This is a genomic window from Brevibacillus brevis (genome assembly GCF_022026395.1).
GTDB lineage: Bacteria > Bacillota > Bacilli > Brevibacillales > Brevibacillaceae > Brevibacillus.
The window spans coordinates 207,501-228,748 of record NZ_CP041767.1; the positions used below are offsets into that span (position 1 = coordinate 207,501).

Consider the following 21,248-nt stretch of genomic DNA (forward strand, 5'->3'; position numbering starts at 1 on the left):
TTGCAAAATTGTTGTCTGATTACAAAATTGGGCAAGCCATCATGGTAGGAGATCGTCACTCCGATGTGGAAGCAGGCAAAACAAACGGTTTATTTACCATTGGATGCGACTTTGGCTTTGCCAAACCAGGCGAGCTTGATGGGGCAGATATCATCATTACCAGCTTCTCACAGCTACTAAATCATTTGCCAGCAATCGACACCAATACGCAAAAACAGGCATAAACCATTCCTCAGGGAGTGGTTTTTTTGTTGATCATGTCCAAGTTTCAAGCGACCCTCTTTTGCCCACACTAGAATGTGTAAGGGACACTTGCGGGCACGCACTAAACCCATTATAATTAAAGTCAAAGATAGTCAAAGTCAATAGGTACCTCATAAGAACATACACAGAGGAATAGGAGGCGATGACTTGCGTAACATCTCGGACATCATTGAACATCACTTGAAAAGCATCATTACAAACAGTCCCAATGGATCGATCGAGATTCAGCGTAGTGAGCTTGCCGACCATTTTCAATGTGTGCCGTCTCAGATCAATTACGTCATCAATACGCGCTTTACCGTTCAAAAAGGCTACATCGTAGAGAGTAAGCGCGGGGGCGGCGGGTATATTCGCATACGCAAGGTGCAGATTGTCAGCAAAGCACGCTTGCAAGAATTGCTAACAGAAGAACTGATTGGTGAGAGCATCAGTCAAAGCGTGGGAAATGCGATCGTAGAAAGACTATTTGAGGAAGGATTAGTCAACATCAGAGAAGCCACCTTGATGAAAATCGCTACCTCGAGAAACGTATTGACCTTAGAAGCTGAATTGCGGGATCGTTTGCGGGCAAATATTTTAAAGCAGATGATCGCAGCAATCTTGTTGAAGTAAAAGGAGGTATGATGATATGAACTGTGAGGAATGCGGAAAACGACCGGCGACACTTCATTTGACGAAAATCGTCAATGGCGAAAAAACCGAATACCATATTTGCGAGCAGTGTGCTCATGAAAAAGGGGACGTCTTTACCGGCTTTCACAACTTCAGCATCAACAATCTCCTGTCAGGACTTTTAAAATTTGATCCCATGCAAAAGAATGGACGCGAAACGGCAACGAATAAGCCGCTTCAATGCGAAACATGTGGACTCACATATGCTCAATTTAGTAAAAGTGGCCGATTTGGCTGTAGTGATTGCTACACCTTTTTGGGAGATCGGCTGGACCCACTTTTCCGCCGGATTCATGGAAACACACAGCATAGTGGAAAAGTACCAGAGCGCACCGGTGGCAAACTGAAGATCCGTAAAGAGCTGGAGCAACTAAAGCAAGCGCTGCAAAGTCATGTCGCCAGTGAAGAGTTCGAGAAGGCAGCAGAAATGCGTGATCGAATTCGAGCATTGGAACAAAAAATGGCCCAATCGTAGCAAGGGAGGTTAGCTGGTTATGTCCCAAAAGCAGTTTATGCAAAACCCGTGGAGCAATTGGATGAAAGGAGAAGGTCCTGATTCCGACATTGTCATTAGTACACGGCTGCGTATCGCCCGTAACCTGCGCCAGCACCCCTTTCCGTTATTGGCAACGGACTCGCAGGGCGAGGAAGTCGTCAGAAAGGTAACGGAAGTAAGCGATTCGGAGGCAATGCGCAAACGGCATCAGCTCCAGGCTATCCATATGGATCAAATTAACCCGTTAGAAAAACGCGTGCTCGTAGAAAAGCATCTAATTAGCCCCCATCTGGCAGAGGAATCTCGCAAAGGTGCCGTATTACTTCGGGAAGATGAGTCTGTCAGCATTATGGTTAATGAAGAAGATCACATTCGAATACAGGTACTATTACCCGGGTTTCGTTTGAACGAGGCATGGGAAATAGGTACGAAGATAGACGACATTTTTGAGAAAAACTTGAACTACGCGTTCGACGAAACACGTGGATATCTTACAAGTTGCCCAACCAATGTGGGTACGGGAATTCGTGCATCCGTGATGCTGCACTTGCCCGCTCTGGTGATGACGCAGCAGATCAGCAGAATTTTACAGGCGATTAATCAAGTTGGTCTGGTCGTTAGAGGAATTTACGGAGAGGGCAGCGAAGCTCTAGGGAATCTTTTTCAGTTATCCAATCAGGTCACACTGGGGATGTCTGAGTCCGATATCCTTTCCAATCTCTACGGTGTAGCCAGACAGATTATTGAGCAAGAGCGTGTGGCACGTACGTACTTGCTGGAGCATACACGGGTTTCTTTGGAGGATCGGATTTTTCGGTCGTTTGGCATCTTGATGTATGCTCGCACGGTAGAGTCCAAAGAAGCGGCTCAGCGCCTGTCCGATGTCCGTCTGGGGATTGATCTTGGCATCATTCCAAACGTGTCTCCGCTGGTCCTAAACGAACTGTTGGTCACGACACAGCCAGGGTTTTTACAACACCACGCTGGTCAAAAGCTCACTCCGGACCAACGCGACGAAAGAAGGGCAAGGTTGATCCGCGAGCGTCTGCGCGTAGTAGAATCGCAAGAGTAATGGTATCACGCAATTGTTAACCATATAGAGAAAAAACACGGTTATACGGAGGTGTACGATATGATGTTTGGACGTTTTACAGAACGAGCACAAAAAGTACTGGCGCTTGCCCTGGAAGAGGCGGTTCGTCTCGGGCACAAAGATATTGGGACAGAGCATGTGCTACTGGGACTCATTCGAGAAGGCGAAGGGATTGCTGCAAAGGCACTGCAATCACTTGGGCTTGGCCTCGATAAAATCCAGAGTGAAGTGGAGTCGTTAATCGGGCGAGGAACAGAGCAGTCCGGTAGTAATTACACACCAAACTATACACCTCGCGCCAAAAAGGTCATTGAACTGTCGATGGACGAAGCTCGCAAACTGGGTCATACCTATGTGGGGACTGAACATATTCTGCTTGGCTTGATCCGTGAAGGAGAAGGCATTGCTGCAAGAATCATGAACAATTTGGGCGTTAGCCTGAACAAGGCACGTCAACAGGTGCTTCAGCTGCTTGGCAGCTCGGAAATGATGGCATCTCATCAACCGTCTGGAGGGAATCCAGCTGCGAATACGCCGACACTGGACGGCTTGGCTCGGGATCTGACTGCAATTGCTCGTGATGGCGGGCTGGACCCAGTCATCGGTCGCCAAAAAGAAATCGAGCGTGTGATCCAAGTACTTAGCAGACGCACCAAGAACAACCCTGTTTTGATTGGGGAGCCTGGCGTCGGGAAAACAGCTATCGCAGAAGGTCTTGCCCAAAAAATCGTGAACAACGAAATTCCGGAGACCCTTCGTGATAAGCGCGTCATGACCCTCGATATGGGAACTGTTGTTGCGGGAACCAAATATCGCGGTGAGTTCGAGGATCGTCTGAAAAAAATCATGGACGAAATTCGCCAAGCAGGAAACATCATCCTGTTTATTGATGAGCTGCACACCTTGATTGGTGCCGGTGGAGCAGAAGGCGCAATTGATGCCTCCAACATTTTGAAGCCTGCTCTGGCACGTGGCGAGCTACAGTGCGTAGGTGCTACTACGCTGGATGAATATCGCAAGTACATCGAAAAAGACGCAGCACTGGAGCGTCGTTTCCAACCGATTCAGGTTGATGAACCGACAGCGGAGGATGCTATTCGTATCCTGCATGGCCTACGTGATCGTTACGAAGCCCACCATCGCGTCAAAATTACCGATGAAGCAATTGAGCAGGCAGTAAAACTGTCTGACCGCTATATTACGGAACGCTTCCTGCCTGACAAGGCCATCGACTTGGTTGACGAGGCGGCATCCAAAGTTCGCTTGCAATCCTTTACGGTTCCACCCAACCTCAAAGAGCTGGAGGGACGTTTGGAAGAGGTACGCAAGGAAAAAGACGCTGCCGTACAATCACAAGAGTTCGAGGAAGCAGCAGCCCTTCGCGATCAGGAGCAAAAACTGCGTGAAGAGCTGGATAAAACGAAAAAAGACTGGAAAGAGCGCCAAGGCCAGCTGAACATGGAGGTTACGCCAGAAGACATCGCGCAAGTAGTGGCGAGCTGGACGGGTATTCCTGTGTTGAAGCTGAAGGAAGAAGAAACAGAGCGCTTGCTGAAGATGGAAGAGATTTTGCACGATCGTGTCATTGGCCAAGATGAAGCAGTCAAATCCATCTCGCGTGCGATCCGCCGTGCCCGTGCTGGCTTGAAAGACCCAAAACGCCCGATCGGCTCGTTTATCTTCCTGGGACCTACCGGTGTTGGTAAAACTGAATTGGCTCGTGCTGTGGCGGAGACACTTTTCGGTGACGAGGATGCCATGATCCGTGTGGATATGTCTGAGTACATGGAGAAGCATTCCACCGCTCGCTTGGTAGGTGCCCCTCCTGGCTACGTAGGCTTTGACGAAGGCGGCCAGCTAACCGAAAAAGTTCGTCGCAAGCCTTACTCCGTCATTTTGCTGGACGAAATCGAGAAAGCTCACCCAGACGTATTCAACATCCTCTTGCAAGTATTGGATGATGGCCGTCTGACAGACTCCAAGGGGCGTACCGTCGATTTCCGCAACACGGTTGTCATCATGACTTCCAACGTCGGAGCCAGCATGATCAAGAAAAATACAACGCTTGGCTTCACGACCAACGATTCGGAAAGAAAGTATCAGGACATGAAGGACAAAGTCATGGATGAGCTGAAGAAGAGCTTCCGTCCTGAGTTCCTGAACCGTATCGATGAAGTAATCGTGTTCCACTCTTTGGAGCAAGAGCACATCGAGCAAATCGTATCGCTCATGACAGAAGAGCTGCGTAAACGTTTGAAAGAGCAAGACATTGATTTCCAATTGACTGAAGAAGCCAAGAAAGTACTGGCAAAAGAAGGCTTTGATCCGGCCTATGGTGCACGCCCTCTGCGTCGTGCTATCCAGCGCCACATCGAGGATAATTTGTCTGAGGAATTGCTCAAGGGTACGATCAGTAAAGGCGATACCGTCAATATCGAAGCCGAAGAAGGCAAGCTGGTAGTCAAGCGCCTCGAAAAAACGAAATCGTAAGCTGTTGAAACGTAATAGAATGCCTCCTGATTCAGGAGGTATTCTTTTTTTGGGTGCGTAATTATGATAAAAGTAGAGAAATTAAATCCAAGTGAGGGTGCGATTATGTCAAAGTATAAAACGAAATACGCGTGTCAAGAATGTGGCTATGAATCGCCAAAATGGATGGGGAAATGTCCAGGATGCAGCAGCTGGAACACGTTGGTAGAGGAAGTGACGGTAAAAAATGCCCATCGTCACGAAGGGCTGAGCGGAGGCCAGCGCCAATCTGCGATTCCATTAACCCAGGTAGCCAGTGAAGAAGAGCCACGGATGGATACGACGATTGGAGAATTGAATCGTGTTCTAGGTGGAGGGCTTGTTCCGGGTTCACTCATTTTGGTGGGGGGAGATCCCGGAATCGGAAAGTCGACCTTGCTTTTGCAGACTTCTTTTGCCTTGGCTCATCAAGGGGCGAAGGTTCTCTATGTATCGGGAGAGGAGTCGGCAAAACAAATCAAAATTCGCGCGGATCGACTTCATTTGCAAACGCCGCCGATGTTTGTATTGGCAGAAAATGATTTGGATTTGATCGAACAGCATATTAATCAAGTAGACCCGGATGTGCTGATTATTGACTCGATCCAGACCGTGTTTCACCCGACGATCCAATCGGCTGCGGGGAGCGTCGCACAAGTGCGCGAGGCTACTGCTCAATTGATGCGAATTGCAAAAGGAAAAGGGATCGGTACCTTCATTGTCGGTCACGTAACCAAGGAAGGTTCTATCGCTGGTCCGCGTATGCTTGAGCACATGGTGGATGCTGTTCTCTATTTTGAAGGGGAGCGCCATAATACGTTTCGAATTTTGCGCGCCGTCAAAAACCGTTTTGGTTCGACAAACGAAATCGGTATTTTCGAAATGAAGGATCGCGGCTTGGAGGAAGTGGCGAATCCATCTGAGATATTTTTGGCAGAGCGTCCATTTGGCGTTGCGGGTTCCACGGTCGTAGCCAGTATGGAGGGCACACGTCCCGTTTTGGTTGAGCTGCAAGCTCTCGTTGCCCCGACCAGCTTTGTAACCCCACGGAGAACGGCAACAGGGGTCGACCATCAGCGTGTGGCGATGATTATGGCAGTGTTGGAAAAGCGCATGGGCATGATGCTGCAAAATCAGGATGCATATGTAAACGTAGCAGGTGGGGTCAGACTGGATGAGCCAGCAGTTGATTTGGCGATTGCCGTAAGCATTGCAAGCAGCTTCCGTGACCACGCTACCAATCCGCATGATGTTGTTATCGGAGAAATTGGCTTGACTGGTGAGGTGCGCGGTGTCTCTCGTATTGAGCAACGAGTACGAGAAGCACATAAATTGGGCTTTAAGCGTGTCATCATACCAGAGAAAAACATCCGCGGTCTGGATGCCCCAGCAGATATTCAAGTAATTGGTGTGAGCAATATTGCCGATGCGTTGAACGAGGTGATAAGGAGGTAGGAGTGGGCATGCAGGGGAACATCAAAAGAACTCCGCAAATCGGTGATGTGCTTCGTCTCGTGGCACCCGGTACACAGCTTCGTGAAGGGTTGGAAAATGTTTTACGGGCCAAAACCGGGGGTTTGATCGTTATTGGGTGCGGTCCGGAGATGAAGTCGATTGTCGATGGCGGTTTTTCCATCAATTGTGATTTTTCTCCTGCCCATTTGTATGAATTAGCGAAGATGGATGGGGCGATTATAGTAAGTGAAGACGCAAAACGCATCCTGTACGCAAATACGCAAATCTTCCCGCCCTCCTCAATCCCCACGAGCGAGACGGGGACACGGCATCGTACAGCACAACGCACGGCCATTCAAACGAATCATCTGGTCATTGCTATCTCCCAGCGTCGCAATGTAATCACGCTATACCAGGGGAATTTCCGGTATGTTTTAAGCGAAATTAGTGTCATTTTGGCCAAGGCGAATCAAGCTGTATCTACCCTTGAGAAATACAAGGCCGTGCTTGATCAAACTTTGACGAATCTCGGTGCGTTAGAATTCGAGGAGCTCGTTACTTTACACGAAGTTGCCTCGGTTTTGCAACGGATTGAGATGGTGTTACGTATTAAGACAGAGGTCTCCAAGTACATATGTGAGCTAGGAGTAGAAGGAAGGCTCGTCAGTATGCAGTTGGAGGAACTGGTTTCAAACATTGAGGAAGAGGCTCATATGCTTATCCGGGATTATTCCCGAGATGCATCCTATTCACCTGATCTTGTGCTGCGGGACATGAAAAAATTAAACTCAGAGGAAATGCTGGAGCTCACCTCTTTTTTGCGAACGCTGGGGTATTCCTCTAATGCCAGTATGCTGGATGAATCGGTTTCCCCTAGAGGTTATCGGATCCTGTACAAGATCAGGCGTCTGCCCGTTACGATCATCTCGAATCTGGTAGAACATTTTCATCATCTGCCTCGAATCATGATGGCAACGATTCAGGAATTAGACGAAGTGGAAGGCATTGGCGAGGTTCGAGCGAGAGCGATTAAAGAGGGACTGAAACGGATTCAAGAACAAGTGTTCATTGACAGGCACATTTAAAGTAGAATAGGATAAAGGCATTATTTGTATTCAGCATTTGCCTAAGGGACTTGGATAAAAACAAGGTCAACAGGATAACCTGCTCCTTACGCAAAAGAAATCAGGAGGTAGTCTATGTTCGTGAAATCGTTACCGAACATACTAACCGTAAGCAATTTGTTTCTGGGAGTTTTAGCAATTATTCTTGCGTTTCGAGGCGATCAATACGTCGAATATGCAGCGATCACAGTGATCATTGGTATGCTGGCAGACGGGCTGGATGGACGTGTAGCTCGTATGTTGAATGCCCAAAGTGAGTTCGGGAAGGAATTGGATTCCCTTTCTGACGTTATTACATTTGGGATTGCGCCAGCGTTCATCATGTATGTTGTCGTCTTGCAACACTTTGATTTGCTTGGGATTCTCATTACAGCCATTTTTCCGATCTGCGGTGCGCTACGTTTGGCGCGTTTTAACGTACAGGCCGGGGTTCCGGGGTATTTCATCGGCTTGCCGATTACGGCAGCGGGGGGCGTACTGGCTACGCTCGCACTCTATCACCAGGTATTCACTCCGGTATTGCTTGCCGTAAGTATGTTGTTGCTTGCCTTTTTGATGGTATCAAAGGTCAAGTATCCTAACTTTAAAAAAGTGGGGATTCCAAAGTCTGCTTACTGGATCACACCCATTATCATCGCGATTGTGGTTGTTGTAGCGATTAAGTACCCGCAGCAATTTCCAAAAATCGTTTTCCTGCCACTTGCTTTTTATGCACTGTACGGAATAAAAAAAAACGTTGACTTTCTCGTCAAAAAATTACGCAAGCGTAAAAACAAAGAGGAAGAAACCGTTCCGTTTGAATAGTTACGACCTAAAAAAACCCACACTTCAATGTGCGGGTTTTTCTTTTTTGTATGCAACTTTTTTTAGGGTTCATTCGTAATACGAGTAACGGACTTTTAAGACAGATTGAAGACACCCAAAGTATTCAGGCGGTTGGATTCTTTCTGAAGCACATCTTCTAGCTTAATGTCAGTAATATTGCACAAAGCAGTGAGGTAGAAGATGTTTTTGCCAAGCTCAGCAGTAACTACATCGCGACAATGCTCGCACAGCGGTCCGTTAAAGTGGGTGTCCAAATGGGACTTGTTGTCCTCCAGATTCTTGTTCGAATCGTACGTCTGTTTTTTGGCAACCACTTCGACACAGCCGCATTCGGTGATGGCTTTTGTCAGTGAACGGTTAATGCGGGATGCCGTTTCCTGAACTTTGGACATGACGTCCAGTACGCTACGATGTCTGATCAAAAGCTCCGATACTTGCGTTTGAAAGTCGTCTATGTTTCGATTGTCCATCTGGTTCACCTCTGCTTTAGGCTGTTGGTATCGTCATAATTTTCTCTCATTACGATACTGACATTATAAGAAGGGAGTCAGCTCCCTGTCAATTTATCATCAAAGGAAACGAGTGTTCCCGGGTTGACGAGAAAATGACAACTATGTTAAAATTTTTGGCTATTTGACATGGCAAAATCTTTTTTGCTATAGTGAGGGAAAGTAAAATGAAGCATTATAATGATTTGGAAAAAAATAGGGTTTTACTCTTAGGCTTCTGTCTATATTAGTAAAAGGAGGTGAAGGCATGTTACGCCGAGTAGGAAAATTCATTTTTGTTTTGATTGGTGGCGGATTGGGGTATCGATTTGGTGACGAATTGTTTTCGTTGCTCGATCCATTGTTAAACTTTGGTGTAGTAGCCGGATCGCAATATATTGGAGCTATACTGGGTGCCATCTTGTTTTTCTTTTTAGCGAATTGGGTTGTGGATTATGTTCTGCGCATCGTTCGATGGGGTGAAGAGGCACTCGTCAAAATGCCGGTTGTCGATGTGATGTTCGGAGCGATGGGGTTGATTAGTGGTCTTATTGTTGCATTCTTATTATTCCTGCCCATCAGTAAAATTCCGATTCCATTTGTAGGAGATCTTTTGCCGTTAATTGTTTCCGGGTTGCTCGGTTATTTGGGCTTCCAGGTAGGATTTCGCAAGCGGGACGAGATTATGTCGGTATTTTCGATTGGACGCAAGGACAGGAAAAAGGAAAGTGCGACAACTGCCGTTAACTTGGAAAATAAAATTCTCGATACCAGTGTCATCATTGATGGACGCATCGCAGATATTTGCCGTACCGGCTTTCTGGAAGGGGTACTGGTCATTCCGGGATTTGTGTTAGAGGAGCTGCAGCATATCGCCGATTCCTCCGATGTACTGAAGAGAAACCGCGGTCGTCGGGGTCTGGATATCTTGAATAAGATTCAAAAAGAAATGAAGGTAAAGGTTCAGATTTGGGAAGGCGATTTTGAAGAAGTATCCGAGGTGGACAGCAAGCTGATCAAGCTCGCAAAGCTCATTAACGGAAAGGTCGTAACAAACGACTTTAACCTGAATAAGGTATGTGAGCTGCAAGGTGTTGCGGTATTGAACATCAATGATTTGGCAAATGCAGTCAAGCCTGTAGTTTTACCTGGAGAAGAGATGAACGTTCAAGTCATCAAGGATGGAAAAGAGCACGGTCAGGGTGTCGCTTATCTGGATGATGGCACGATGATTGTTGTAGAGGGCGGACGAGAATACATCGGAAACGACGTTGATGTTCTCGTAACGAGTGTACTGCAAACTTCAGCAGGACGTATGATCTTCGCCAAACCAAAGTTACTGGAACGAGCATTATAGAAAAGCCAACAGGAGAGGGATGAATCAGTGAGCACGGGTGTCGTGATCGTTGCAGCCGGTTCGGGTAAACGAATGGGTGGACAACGAAACAAGTTGTGGTTACCGCTTGCGGGCGAGCCGATCTTGGCTCATACGGTACGTCTTTTTGCCACTCATCCCGACATTGATGAAGTCGTGCTGGTGGTGAGTGAAGCAGACCACGCAGAAGTTATGGCCTGGATCTCGGCTGAAAAGCTGGCGGTCGTGGTTACTCTGGGTGGAGCAGAGCGACAAGACAGTGTGAGAAACGGCTTGGCATCACTATCCGCAAATTGCGATTACGTACTGGTTCACGATGCTGCCCGTCCTTTCGTCACTCGCAAACAGATCAGTGACATGATCAAACAGGTGCAACAAGATCAGGCAACGATCATGGCAGTACCTGTCAAAGATACGATTAAAGTGGTGGGGGCAAATGGACTCGTAGAGTCAACTCCGGCACGGGAAAGCTTGTGGGCGGTTCAAACCCCACAAGCTTTTCGTATGTCTTTATTGCGAGAGGCACATCAGGCAGCTGAGGCAGCGGGGAAGCAGGGTACGGATGATGCGATGCTGGTTGAGTGGCTAGGTCATCCGGTATCGATTATGCAGGGAAGCTATGAGAACATTAAGATTACGACGCCAGACGATCTGTGGTTTGGTGAAGAGATATTGCGGAAACGAAAGGGAGAGTAGCTCATGCGTATTGGACAAGGTTTTGACGTGCATCAATTGGTAGAGGGACGTCCATGCATTATCGGAGGCGTCACCATCCCGTATGAAAAAGGTTTGCTAGGGCATTCTGACGCGGACGTTCTTCTCCATGCGATTAGTGACGCGATTCTTGGTGCGATTGGTGAGGGGGATATTGGTCGTCATTTCCCGGATACAGACCCGGCTTTCAAGGATGCCGATAGCGTAAAGCTGCTGGAGCATGTATGGAAGCTGGTTCTGGAGCGCGGTTACCGTTTAGGAAACGTGGATGCAACGATCATTGCCCAAGCACCGAAGATGGCGCCGTACATCCCGCAAATGTGTGCAGTCATTGCCCGCGTGTTGGAGGCAGACGATCTCTCGCAAGTGAATGTGAAGGCGACGACATCGGAGAAACTCGGTTTTACAGGCAGAGGAGAAGGAATCGCTGCTCAGGCGGTATGCTTGCTTGTCAAGTAGAGGGGCAAGGTGTAACATAAAGCCTTAGATACGTTTTTACTTAGGTCAAGGTTATAGCCTTTTACATTCATAAGGATGGTGCTACCAATGGCGAAAGAAATTCGCACTCGTTATGCGCCGAGTCCTACGGGGCATTTACACATCGGCGGTGCGCGAACAGCGCTCTTCAATTATCTTTTTGCGAAACATCACGGTGGTTCATTCATCGTTCGGATTGAAGATACGGACCAAACGCGCAATAAGGAAAATGCGGACGAAGAACAAATGAAAAACCTGAAATGGCTCGGCGTAACATGGGAAGAAGGTACAGACGTTGGTGGACCATATGGACCGTACCGTCAAACAGAGCGCCTGGACATTTATCGGAAATATATCGATCAACTGCTGGCAGAAGGCAAAGCGTACTACTGCTACGCGACAAAAGAAGAGTTGGATGCAGAGCGTGAAGAACAGCTCGCGCGTGGAGAAACGCCACGTATTCTGGAAAAGCATCGCCATGTAACGGACGAGCAGCGTGCTCAGTACGAAGCAGAAGGCCGAGTGCCATCCATTCACTTCCTCGTTCAGGATGATCGCGAGTATGTCGTGAACGACCTGATTCGTGGCCAGGTAACATTCAACTCCAACGAGATGGGCGATTTCGTTATTTGCCGTCCGGATGGGATTCCTACATACAACTTCGCCGTTGTAGTGGACGACTATTTGATGAAAATTAGCCACGTCATCCGTGGAGAAGAGCATCTGTCCAACACGCCTCGTCAATTGATGATTTATGAAGCGTTTGGGTGGGAAGCGCCTGACTTTGCTCACTTGGCACTGATCCTCAACCAAGACGGTAAAAAGATGTCCAAGCGCGACGAGAGCATTCTTCAGTTCATTGAACAGTATCGTGACCTCGGCTTCTTGCCAGAAGCAATCGTGAACTTCCTTGTTCTTTTGGGATGGTCTCCAGGTGGCGAGGAAGAGATTTTCTTAATGGAAGATCTGATCAAGCTGTTCTCTATGGACCGCGTGAACAAGTCGCCAGCTGTCTTTGATGCAACGAAGATGAACTGGATGAACAACTTCTATTTGAAGCGCCAACCGCTGGATATGATCACAGACATGTGTATCCCGCATCTGCAAAAGGCTGGCTTCATCGAAGAGAATTTGTCTGCCGAGAAGCGCGAATGGGTTCGCAGTATCGTAGGTCTGTACCAGGAACAAATGTCCTACTGTGCGCAAATCGTTCCGTTGGCAGCTCTTTTCTTCCTCGACGAAGTGGTGTACGATGAAGAAGCAACTCTGGTGCTGAAAGAACCGCAATTGCCGGAAGTACTGACTTCCTTTGTGAAACACCTTTCTGCCCAGGATGCATATAATGTGGATGTTATTAAAGCGGTACTCAAGGACGTGCAAAAGGAAACGGGTCACAAAGGCAAGGCGTTGTTTATGCCGGTTCGCGTAGGAGCAACTGGCCAGGCGCATGGTCGTGATTTGGCAGAGACGTTGTATCTGCTCGGCCGCGACAAGGTGATTGCACGCGCACAGCAAGTAATTGCAAACGGTCAGTAAGTATTGGCTGGTTTTCTTTTATAAATATGGAATGCGACGATCAGGAGAAGTACAACAGTCTGCACATCTACAGAGAGGATGGATAGGTGAGAGCCATCTGATGTGCCCTGTATGGAAATGCCCCTGTGAGCAATGAGCTGAACCTATCTTTTTGAAAAGATGTCAGTAGGCGCCATCGGCTTCCCGCCGTTATCGGGATAAGAGCGAGATCGTTCAAAGTTGTTTGTTAAGTCTTTGCAGCCAAGACGATCTAAGCAGAGTGGAACCACGGTAAACCCGTCTCTGTCCCTTCGTATTTGAGGGGATGGGGACGTTTTTTATTTTAGAGGAAGTTGAACACTCGGCAGGTAAATCAGGCAGGAGGTGCCACCCAAAAATGTTAGCACAGATGAGAGATGACATTCATGCTGTTTTTGAACGAGACCCGGCTGCGCGCAGTACGTTGGAAGTCGTCATGACCTATTCCGGTTTGCACGCGATATGGGGGCACCGGATTGCCCACAGGCTCTGGAAGGCTGAGCTGTGTACACTCGCCCGAATTGTTTCTCAACTATCCCGTTTTTTCACGGGAATTGAGATTCACCCGGGCGCAACTATTGGCCGCGGCCTGTTCATTGACCATGGCATGGGTGTTGTGATCGGAGAAACATGCGAAATCGGAGACAATGTAACGATTTATCAAGGGGTTACACTCGGGGGAACAGGTAAAGAAAAAGGGAAGCGTCACCCTACGATCGGCAATGATGTCATTATTGCGACGGGAGCAAAAGTGTTGGGCTCCTTCAAAATTGGCGATAATTCAAAGATAGGGGCTGGTGCTGTTGTCTTGCAGGAGGTACCGCCTAACTCGACCGTAGTAGGAATCAAGGGACGCATCGTCATTCAGGATGGCAAGCGGGTCAAAAACGATCTCGACCATGTAAACATGCCAGACCCGGTAGCGGATACGATTCGTATGATGCAAAAGGAAATTGATCAATTACGCAAAGAATTGGAGCTTTTGAGGGAGGATAAAAAGAACGATGGGCATTCAGCTAACTAACACGATGACACGGCGAAAGGAACCGTTTCACACATTGGAGCCAGGAAAGGTAAAAATGTACGTGTGCGGCCCGACCGTGTACAATTACATCCACATTGGAAATGCGCGCCCTGCCATTGTATTTGATACATTGCGCCGTTACTTGAAATATCGTGGCTACGAAGTGACATTCGTGCAAAATATTACGGACGTAGATGACAAACTGATTCGTGTGGCGAATCAGGAGGGTGTCACTGTCAAAGAAGTGGCGGATCGATACACAGATGCGTACAATGCTGATCTGAAATCACTGAACGTATCACCACCGGATATTCAACCGCGAGTGATGCAGACAATTCCAGAAATCATTGAATTCGTGCAAGGACTGATTGAAAAAGGCTTCGCCTATGAGAGTGAAGGTGACGTCTATTTCCGCACAGGACGTTTTCAGGAATACGGAAAGCTATCGCATCAACCGTTGGATGATTTGCAGGCAGGTGCTCGTGTGGAAATCAACGAGAAAAAGGAACATCCCCTGGACTTTGTACTTTGGAAAGCGGCTAAGACTGGAGAAGTTACCTGGAATAGTCCGTGGGGCGAAGGAAGACCGGGATGGCATATTGAGTGCTCGGCAATGGCCCTGAAGTTTTTGGGTGAGGAAATCGATATCCATGCGGGCGGAACAGACCTTGTGTTCCCGCATCACGAAAACGAAATTGCCCAGTCGGAGTGCTTTACGGGTAAAGTTTTTGCTCGCTACTGGCTACACAACGGGATGCTCAATATCGATAACGAAAAAATGTCCAAATCTCTCGGGAATTTCTTGCTTGCACGCGATCTTTCGGAAAAATTCGGTGGTCAATTAATTCGCTTCTTTATGCTTCAGGGACACTATCGCAACCCGATCAATTTTAGCGAAGAGTTGATCGAACAAGCGGCCAATGGTTTGGATAGAATCAAGACGGCGTATACGAATCTGTCCCATCGACTGGATACCGTGCGCGCAGAAGAGCCGAATGATCAGGCACAGGAGCAGGCACGAATCATTGGAGAGCTTCGCGAGCGCTTCATTGCTGAGATGGATGATGATATTAATACTGCGAATGCGATTACCGTTATTTTTGACGTCGTGAAGGAAGCCAACCTGTATTTGCGTCATCAAAATGTAGGCGAAACCGAAGTTCGTGCGTACATGGATTTGTTGGTGGAGTTGACGGAAGTTCTTGGTCTTGAAATTGCAGAAGGGCAGGAGCTGTTGGATAGTGAGATTGATGCGTTAATCGAAGAGCGCACAGAAGCTCGCAAAGCAAGAAACTTTGCGCGTTCTGACGAAATCCGCGATCTGCTCGCAGCAAAAGGAATCGTGCTGGAGGACACGCCACAAGGTGTTCGCTGGCGTCGAAAATAAGGGGCCGAAGAAAATAGATGCAAAAAGAAGAACTGACCCGAGATCCTAATCTGACAAATCCACTCGTGCTTGCCTTCCTCGGTGATGCTACCTATTCGCACTGTGTCAGGTATCATTTGATCGCCAAGGGGCTGGTTAAACCAAACCAGCTCCACAAGGCGGCAAACCGCTATGTTTCAGCGAAAGCACAGGCCAATGTGTTGTTGACGTTAATGCCCACATTGCCAGAGGAAGAATTGAATGTAGTGAAGCGGGGGCGGAATGCCAAATCCGGCTCCAGTGCCAAAAACGCCGATATTATCGACTACCGTCATGCAACGGCTTTTGAAGCATTGATCGGGTACCTGTACTTGAGTGGAAAAGAAGAGCGGATCGCTGAAATTGTGCAGCAGGCTTTTGCCATAGTGGAAGGAGAATCATGAAATGAGTGAAGAGTGGATTCTGGGGAAAAACCCCGTCATCGAGGCTTTGCGATCTGGCCGTACGATCAATAAGATTTGGATTGCAGAGGGAACGAATAAAAATCTGATGGGGCCTGTCTTTGCCTTGGCAAAAGAACAGGGTGTCATTGTGACGACAGCGAACCGCAAAAAGCTGGATCAGCTCGTGTCGACGGACAACCATCAGGGTGTTGTGGCTTCTGTTGCTGCTTACGATTACGTAGAAGTAGACGATATTTTGAAGCGGGCAGAGGAAAAAAACGAAGCGCCGTTCATTTTGCTGTTGGACGAGCTGGAAGATCCGCATAACCTAGGCTCCATCATGCGGACAGCCGATGCAGTTGGGGCTCATGGTGTCATCATTCCGAAACGGCGTTCTGTCAGTCTTACAGCAACAGTGGCAAAAGCTTCGGCTGGGGCAATCAACTACGTGCCAGTAGCGCGAGTGACGAATTTGGTTCGTACCATGGAAGAGCTCAAAGAACGCGGTGTTTGGATCGCAGGAACAGACGCGAGTGCCAAACAAGATTTCCGCGAGGGTGATTATACGATGCCGCTTGCGATTGTCATTGGCAGTGAAGGAAAAGGCATGAGTCGTCTCGTCCGGGAAAACTGTGATTTTCTGTACAGCCTTCCGATGGCGGGAAATGTTACCTCACTCAATGCTTCTGTAGCAGCTGCCTTGTTGATGTATGAAGTCTATCGCTCCAGGAGTCCAATTCCGACGCGGGTGAAATGACATGGCGAAACGAAAAGCCAAGCAGCTGTTGATCGTAGATGGATACAATATCATCGGCGCCTGGCCCGATCTGCGCCTGCTGAAGGATCAAGAGCGGATGGACGAGGCGCGTGATCAATTAATCGCAAAAATGGCTGAGTACCAGAGCTACACTGGTGTGAAGGTCATCATTGTCTTCGATGCGTACAACGTTCCTGGCATTGGCCGTCAAATGGAAGACTTCCAGGTTGAAGTTTATTTTACGAAGAAAAAGGAGACGGCAGACGAGAAAATTGAGCAGTTAGTCTCCCAATTTCACAATAAAAATCGACAAATTTATGTAGCAACTTCTGACTATACCTCTCAACGTGTCATATTTGGGCAGGGGGCTTTGCGCAAATCAGCGCGGGAGTTGTTGCTCGATATGGAAAATGCAGGCAAGGAAATCAAGAAACAAGTCGAAAAAACGCAAGAAGAACGTTTCTCCACGCGGATTACGCTGAATGATGAAATAGCGAAAATATTCGAAAAATGGAGAAGGGAATAACTTGGATTCGGTTGACGCTTTTTTACGGCATCATGTATAATAGCGCTATCTATTGGAGAAACCGGTTGGCGGAGGGATCATTTGTGAGTGTTGACCTCAAGGAGTTAAAACATGCCCAATATGAACTAATGACCGACGAAGAAGTAGTCGACCTGGTTCGCGATAATGACGCCGAAGCTTTGGAGTATTTGATCAACAAATACAAGAACTTCGTTCGTGCCAAAGCGAGATCCTATTTTCTTATTGGGGCTGACCGCGAAGACATCGTGCAGGAAGGGATGATCGGACTGTACAAGTCTATTCGCGACTTCCGAGGAGACAAGCTCACGTCGTTCAAAGCATTTGCCGAGCTGTGTATTACCCGTCAGATCATTACCGCGATCAAGACAGCGACACGCCAAAAGCACATCCCGCTCAATTCTTACGTTTCACTGGACAAGCCTATCTATGATGAAGATTCTGACCGCACACTTCTCGATGTGATCTCGGGAACAAAAGTGACCGATCCAGAGGAATTGTTTATCAATCGGGAAGAGTTCGATGATATCGAGGGCAAGATGAGTGAAATTTTGAGCGACTTAGAGCGCCAGGTTCTCATGCTCTATTTGGATGGACGATCCTATCAGCAGATTGCCGTCGAGCTGAAGCGTCACGTCAAGTCTATTGATAATGCATTGCAGCGAGTAAAGCGCAAGCTAGAGCGCTATTTGGAAGGAAGAGAGATTCATCTGTAGAGAATCTCTCTTTTTATTTTGGAAGCAAAAGGACTATCTCTTGTCAAGTCATTTTGTTTGACATGGGTATTTCGGTATGATAAATTTATTTAGGTAGCCATAGACTCTTATCTCTCTGTTCTATGGTTACTTAGGTGAATGAAATGGTCTGGAAAAAGTAGCGGTTTTCCCGTACTATTTATCATCGGGGTACTTTTAACTAATAGCAGGTTTGAAATGAGATGGAGGTGGCAATAAATGCGAGTAAACATCACGTTGGCGTGCACCGAGTGTGGCGAGCGTAACTATATCTCCACAAAGAACAAGCGCACCACTACTGAACGTGTTGAACTGAAAAAGTATTGCTCCCGTGACAAGAAGCAAACCCTTCATCGCGAGACGAAGTAATGGTTGATGCGACGAAGTCAGGGGGTGGCAAAGTGGGTTTTTTATCACGAATCGGAGCCAGTTTTCGCCGTACCGGTGGTTTTTTTAGTGACGTAATGTCCGAGCTAAAGAAAGTCCGTTGGCCCAACCGTAAAGAGTTAACAACCTATACGCTTGTTGTACTCGTTACGGTCGTGCTCCTTGCAATATTCTTCTTCGTCGTTGATTTGGGTATCTCGCGCTTGATCGATTTGATTCTAGGAACGTAATTATGCAAGTCTTAGGAGGGACGGACGGTTATCGTCCTGTTGGATATGGAAAAAGCATGGTATGTACTTCATACGTACTCAGGTTACGAAAACAAGGTAAAAGCAAATCTGGAGAAGCGACTCGAGTCGATGGGCATGGAAGACAAGATCTTTCGCGTTCTTGTTCCCACTGAAGAAGAGGTGGAAACCAAGGATGGTAAAAAGCGCACCGTCACGAAAAAAGTGTTTCCTGGATACGTCCTTGTTGAAATGGTGATGACGGACGACTCTTGGTATGTCGTGCGCAACACCCCTGGGGTTACCGGCTTTGTCGGATCCACGGGTGCTGGCTCTAAACCGACAGCGCTGCGTCCTGAAGAGGCCGATACGATTCTCAAGCAAATGGGAATCGAAATTCCCAAGATCAAAGTCGATTTTGCTCTCCGCGATATGGTGCGCGTCACAGATGGTCCGTTTTCCAATCGCACCGGGGAGATTATCGAGATTTACCCGGACAGGCAGAAGGTTCGCGTGTTGGTGGACATCTTCGGTCGCGAAACACCGGTAGAGCTAGACTTTACACAAGTTCAACAATTGGATTAGGATTCAACTTGAAAAGTATCGCGCTATGTGGTACATTTCATTTTGTTTTAACAATCCCACAACACTATTTGGGGTTTCTTGCACTCTCACTATAGATCGAAAGTCTTTTACATACAGACTTTCAAAAAACGGTGGGAGGGGGCATTCCCCCGTAATAACCACATGTGAAGTAAGGAGGTGTGTTACGTGGCTAAGAAGGTTATCCGCGTAATTAAATTACAAATCCCAGCAGGTAAAGCGAATCCTGCACCTCCAGTAGGTCCGGCTCTCGGTCAAGCTGGTGTAAACATCATGGGATTCTGTAAAGAATTCAATGCTCGCACTGAAAGCGAAGTAGGTATGATCATTCCGGTGGAAATCACCGTGTTTGAAGACCGTTCTTTCACTTTTATCACAAAAACTCCTCCAGCTGCAGTTCTGTTGAAGAAAGCTGCTGGTATCGAGTCCGGTTCTGGCGTACCAAACAAAACAAAGGTTGCTACGCTGAAGCGTGATAAAGTTCGTGAAATCGCAGAACTGAAGCGTCCTGACCTGAATGCTGCATCCGTAGAAGCGGCTATGCGCATGGTAGAAGGTACAGCTCGTTCTATGGGTATCGTAATCGAAGACTAATTGTCTTGAGTGCAAGGGGGCACAGACGTTGTGCCCCCCTGTCTGTGGGAGGATCAACCGCTACGACCACATTGAAGGGAGATTTAATCATGGCGAAAAAAGGTAAGAAATATCAAGAGGCTGTAAAGCTCGTTGATAAAAACAAAGTTTACGAAGTAGTTGAAGGCGTTGAGCTGGTTAAAAAAGCAGCTACAGCTAAATTCGATGAAACTGTTGAAGCAGCTTTCCGTTTGGGCGTAGATCCTAAGCGTGCTGACCAACAAATTCGTGGCGCAGTTGTATTGCCACATGGTACTGGTAAAGTACAACGTGTTCTCGTATTCGCAAAAGGCGAAAAAGCGAAAGATGCAGAAGCAGCTGGCGCAGACTTCGTAGGCGATGCAGACATGATCGCGAAAATTCAAGGTGGCTGGTTCGACTTTGACGTTGTAGTAGCTACTCCTGATATGATGGGTGAAGTAGGTAAATTGGGTCGTGTACTCGGTCCAAAAGGCCTGATGCCAAACCCTAAGACCGGTACAGTTACTTTCGATGTAACCAAAGCGGTTAACGAAATCAAAGCAGGTAAAATTGAGTACCGTGTAGACAAAGCGGGTAACATCCACGCTCCTATCGGAAAAGCATCCTTCGATGCTGACAAACTGGTAGAAAACCTGGCTGCTCTGACTGAAGCACTGAACCGTGCGAAACCAGCTGCTGCTAAAGGTGTTTACATGAGAAACGTAACCCTGAGCTCCACTATGGGCCCTGGCGTACGCGTAGCTGTAAAATAATGACACTTGACTTCCTTTATGGGAGTTGTTAAGATAGTCCCTGTTGATGAAAAGAATATGCCGTAGACAGAAGGTGCGGTGCTTGTGAGAGTAACGCTTAATATCCCTCCGAGGCGTGTAATGTACGAATGAGGAAACGCTGTTTTCCTTTGACGATATAGCATTATGCCCTCGTGAGTCTGCGAGGGCATTCTTCATTTTCTAGGATTAGAGCACGGGAGGTGTAATCAATGGCAGAAATTCGTCCAACCGTTATTCGTGAAGAAAAGGTACAAGCGATCAACGAAATCGCAACTAAACTTCGCGAAAGCCAAACTACAGTGGTAGCTGACTACCGCGGTCTGACAGTAGCACAAGTAACTGAGCTCCGTAAGCAATTGCGTGAAGCTGGTGTTGAGTTCCAGGTGTTGAAAAACTCCCTGACTCGTTTGGCTACTGAGAAGGAAAGCCTGACTGAACTGGATCAATATCTGACTGGACCAAACGCTCTGGCGTTCTCCAAAGAGGATATCATCGCTCCAGCGAAAGTTATCGCTGAATTCGCTAAGAAAAACGACAAGCTGGAAATCAAGGGTGGCGTTATCGAGGGTAAAGTAGTTGATGCTGAGCAAATTAAAGCTCTGGCTTCCCTGCCGAACCGCGAAGGTCTCTTGTCCATGCTTCTTTCCGTCCTGCAAGCTCCAATGCGCAACGTTGCACTGGCAGTCAAAGCAGTGGCAGAACAAAAAGAAGGTCAAGGCGCGTAATCGTC

The 21,248-nt window shown here is 47.6% G+C and carries 25 protein-coding genes and 2 other annotated features (1 of these 27 only partly in view); of the genes, 24 read left to right on the plus strand and 1 reads right to left on the minus strand.

Translation table 11 applies throughout. The annotated features are described in order from the left end of the window. The 8 genes from FO446_RS01200 to pssA form a co-directional block, all read left to right on the plus strand. On the plus strand, positions 1-224 hold the final stretch of the coding sequence (locus FO446_RS01200; RefSeq protein WP_221869268.1) for an HAD hydrolase-like protein. 463 nt of this gene lie to the left of the window's left edge; only the last 224 of its 687 coding nucleotides appear in the window; the start codon falls outside the window, past its left edge; it ends in the stop codon at positions 222-224. Positions 225-411: 187 nt separating this feature from the next. Further along, the gene (locus FO446_RS01205; RefSeq protein ID WP_048035636.1) at positions 412-876 is read left to right on the plus strand and encodes a CtsR family transcriptional regulator; all 465 of its coding nucleotides are present in this window, start codon (positions 412-414) and stop codon (positions 874-876) included. Positions 877-892: 16 nt separating this feature from the next. Then, a complete protein-coding gene (locus FO446_RS01210; protein WP_012683955.1) occupies positions 893-1,411 on the plus strand; it encodes a protein-arginine kinase activator protein McsA in 519 nt (172 codons plus the stop codon). Between the two features lie 19 nt (positions 1,412-1,430). Then, complete coding sequence (locus tag FO446_RS01215) at positions 1,431-2,504, plus strand: protein-arginine kinase McsB (protein WP_232774669.1); 1,074 nt, start codon at positions 1,431-1,433, stop codon at positions 2,502-2,504. A 60-nt stretch (positions 2,505-2,564) separates the two neighbouring features. Next, positions 2,565-5,015 (plus strand): ATP-dependent Clp protease ATP-binding subunit, encoded by a 2,451-nt coding sequence (locus FO446_RS01220; RefSeq protein WP_016742864.1) that lies wholly within the window; start codon positions 2,565-2,567, stop codon positions 5,013-5,015. A gap of 105 nt (positions 5,016-5,120) precedes the next feature. Beyond that, the gene (radA, locus tag FO446_RS01225) at positions 5,121-6,488 is read left to right on the plus strand and encodes a DNA repair protein RadA (protein WP_088910268.1); all 1,368 of its coding nucleotides are present in this window, start codon (positions 5,121-5,123) and stop codon (positions 6,486-6,488) included. An 8-nt stretch (positions 6,489-6,496) separates the two neighbouring features. Then, positions 6,497-7,573 (plus strand): DNA integrity scanning diadenylate cyclase DisA, encoded by a 1,077-nt coding sequence (disA, locus tag FO446_RS01230; protein ID WP_221869267.1) that lies wholly within the window; start codon positions 6,497-6,499, stop codon positions 7,571-7,573. A 114-nt stretch (positions 7,574-7,687) separates the two neighbouring features. After that, complete coding sequence (gene pssA / locus FO446_RS01235; RefSeq protein ID WP_173612314.1) at positions 7,688-8,416, plus strand: CDP-diacylglycerol--serine O-phosphatidyltransferase; 729 nt, start codon at positions 7,688-7,690, stop codon at positions 8,414-8,416. A 95-nt stretch (positions 8,417-8,511) separates the two neighbouring features. Here the strand turns inward: pssA and FO446_RS01240 are convergent, their stop codons facing one another. Further along, positions 8,512-8,907, minus strand: coding sequence for a DUF1573 domain-containing protein (locus FO446_RS01240; protein WP_173612315.1), 396 nt, complete (start codon positions 8,905-8,907; stop codon positions 8,512-8,514). 286 nt (positions 8,908-9,193) lie between these two features. On the opposite strand from FO446_RS01240, the gene FO446_RS01245 reads away from it, so the two are divergent. From FO446_RS01245 to rplJ, 16 genes are all read left to right on the plus strand, one after another. After that, positions 9,194-10,282 carry a PIN/TRAM domain-containing protein gene (locus FO446_RS01245; RefSeq protein WP_173612316.1) on the plus strand — a complete coding sequence of 363 codons (1,089 nt, stop codon included), beginning with the start codon at positions 9,194-9,196 and terminating at the stop codon, positions 10,280-10,282. Between the two features lie 27 nt (positions 10,283-10,309). After that, on the plus strand, positions 10,310-10,996 hold the full coding sequence (gene ispD / locus FO446_RS01250) for a 2-C-methyl-D-erythritol 4-phosphate cytidylyltransferase (RefSeq protein ID WP_232774670.1): 687 nt from the start codon (positions 10,310-10,312) through the stop codon (positions 10,994-10,996). Positions 10,997-10,999: 3 nt separating this feature from the next. After that, positions 11,000-11,473, plus strand: coding sequence for a 2-C-methyl-D-erythritol 2,4-cyclodiphosphate synthase (gene ispF, locus FO446_RS01255; protein ID WP_232774671.1), 474 nt, complete (start codon positions 11,000-11,002; stop codon positions 11,471-11,473). 87 nt (positions 11,474-11,560) lie between these two features. After that, positions 11,561-13,027 carry a glutamate--tRNA ligase gene (gene gltX, locus FO446_RS01260; RefSeq protein WP_173612319.1) on the plus strand — a complete coding sequence of 489 codons (1,467 nt, stop codon included), beginning with the start codon at positions 11,561-11,563 and terminating at the stop codon, positions 13,025-13,027. 27 nt (positions 13,028-13,054) lie between these two features. Continuing rightward, positions 13,055-13,314: a binding site (T-box leader), on the plus strand. Between the two features lie 89 nt (positions 13,315-13,403). Next, entirely contained in the window at positions 13,404-14,069 is a 666-nt protein-coding gene (gene cysE, locus FO446_RS01265; protein WP_064202937.1) for a serine O-acetyltransferase, read from the plus strand. Further along, positions 14,050-15,456, plus strand: a complete 1,407-nt coding sequence (cysS, locus tag FO446_RS01270) for a cysteine--tRNA ligase (protein WP_173612320.1) — start codon at positions 14,050-14,052, stop codon at positions 15,454-15,456. Before cysE ends, cysS begins: the two co-directional genes overlap by 20 nt. 17 nt (positions 15,457-15,473) lie before the next feature. Next, positions 15,474-15,878, plus strand: coding sequence for a Mini-ribonuclease 3 (locus FO446_RS01275; protein ID WP_007716204.1), 405 nt, complete (start codon positions 15,474-15,476; stop codon positions 15,876-15,878). Between the two features lies 1 nt (position 15,879). Then, the gene (gene rlmB / locus FO446_RS01280) at positions 15,880-16,635 is read left to right on the plus strand and encodes a 23S rRNA (guanosine(2251)-2'-O)-methyltransferase RlmB (RefSeq protein ID WP_173612321.1); all 756 of its coding nucleotides are present in this window, start codon (positions 15,880-15,882) and stop codon (positions 16,633-16,635) included. Between the two features lies 1 nt (position 16,636). After that, positions 16,637-17,161 (plus strand): NYN domain-containing protein, encoded by a 525-nt coding sequence (locus FO446_RS01285; protein ID WP_047074734.1) that lies wholly within the window; start codon positions 16,637-16,639, stop codon positions 17,159-17,161. Between the two features lie 83 nt (positions 17,162-17,244). Next, a complete protein-coding gene (gene sigH, locus FO446_RS01290; RefSeq protein WP_005828894.1) occupies positions 17,245-17,895 on the plus strand; it encodes an RNA polymerase sporulation sigma factor SigH in 651 nt (216 codons plus the stop codon). 237 nt (positions 17,896-18,132) lie between these two features. Next, on the plus strand, positions 18,133-18,282 hold the full coding sequence (gene rpmG / locus FO446_RS01295; RefSeq protein ID WP_003392018.1) for a 50S ribosomal protein L33: 150 nt from the start codon (positions 18,133-18,135) through the stop codon (positions 18,280-18,282). Beyond that, entirely contained in the window at positions 18,282-18,530 is a 249-nt protein-coding gene (gene secE, locus FO446_RS01300) for a preprotein translocase subunit SecE (protein ID WP_012683970.1), read from the plus strand. Before rpmG ends, secE begins: the two co-directional genes overlap by 1 nt. Before the next feature lie 45 nt (positions 18,531-18,575). After that, positions 18,576-19,112 (plus strand): transcription termination/antitermination protein NusG, encoded by a 537-nt coding sequence (gene nusG, locus FO446_RS01305; protein ID WP_173612344.1) that lies wholly within the window; start codon positions 18,576-18,578, stop codon positions 19,110-19,112. A gap of 186 nt (positions 19,113-19,298) precedes the next feature. Then, on the plus strand, positions 19,299-19,724 hold the full coding sequence (rplK, locus tag FO446_RS01310; protein WP_005828886.1) for a 50S ribosomal protein L11: 426 nt from the start codon (positions 19,299-19,301) through the stop codon (positions 19,722-19,724). A gap of 89 nt (positions 19,725-19,813) precedes the next feature. Next, positions 19,814-20,497 carry a 50S ribosomal protein L1 gene (gene rplA, locus FO446_RS01315; protein WP_016742853.1) on the plus strand — a complete coding sequence of 228 codons (684 nt, stop codon included), beginning with the start codon at positions 19,814-19,816 and terminating at the stop codon, positions 20,495-20,497. 42 nt (positions 20,498-20,539) lie between these two features. After that, positions 20,540-20,702 (plus strand) — a sequence feature (ribosomal protein L10 leader region). A 25-nt stretch (positions 20,703-20,727) separates the two neighbouring features. Continuing rightward, positions 20,728-21,243, plus strand: a complete 516-nt coding sequence (rplJ, locus tag FO446_RS01320; protein ID WP_173612322.1) for a 50S ribosomal protein L10 — start codon at positions 20,728-20,730, stop codon at positions 21,241-21,243. Positions 21,244-21,248: the final 5 nt, after the last annotated feature.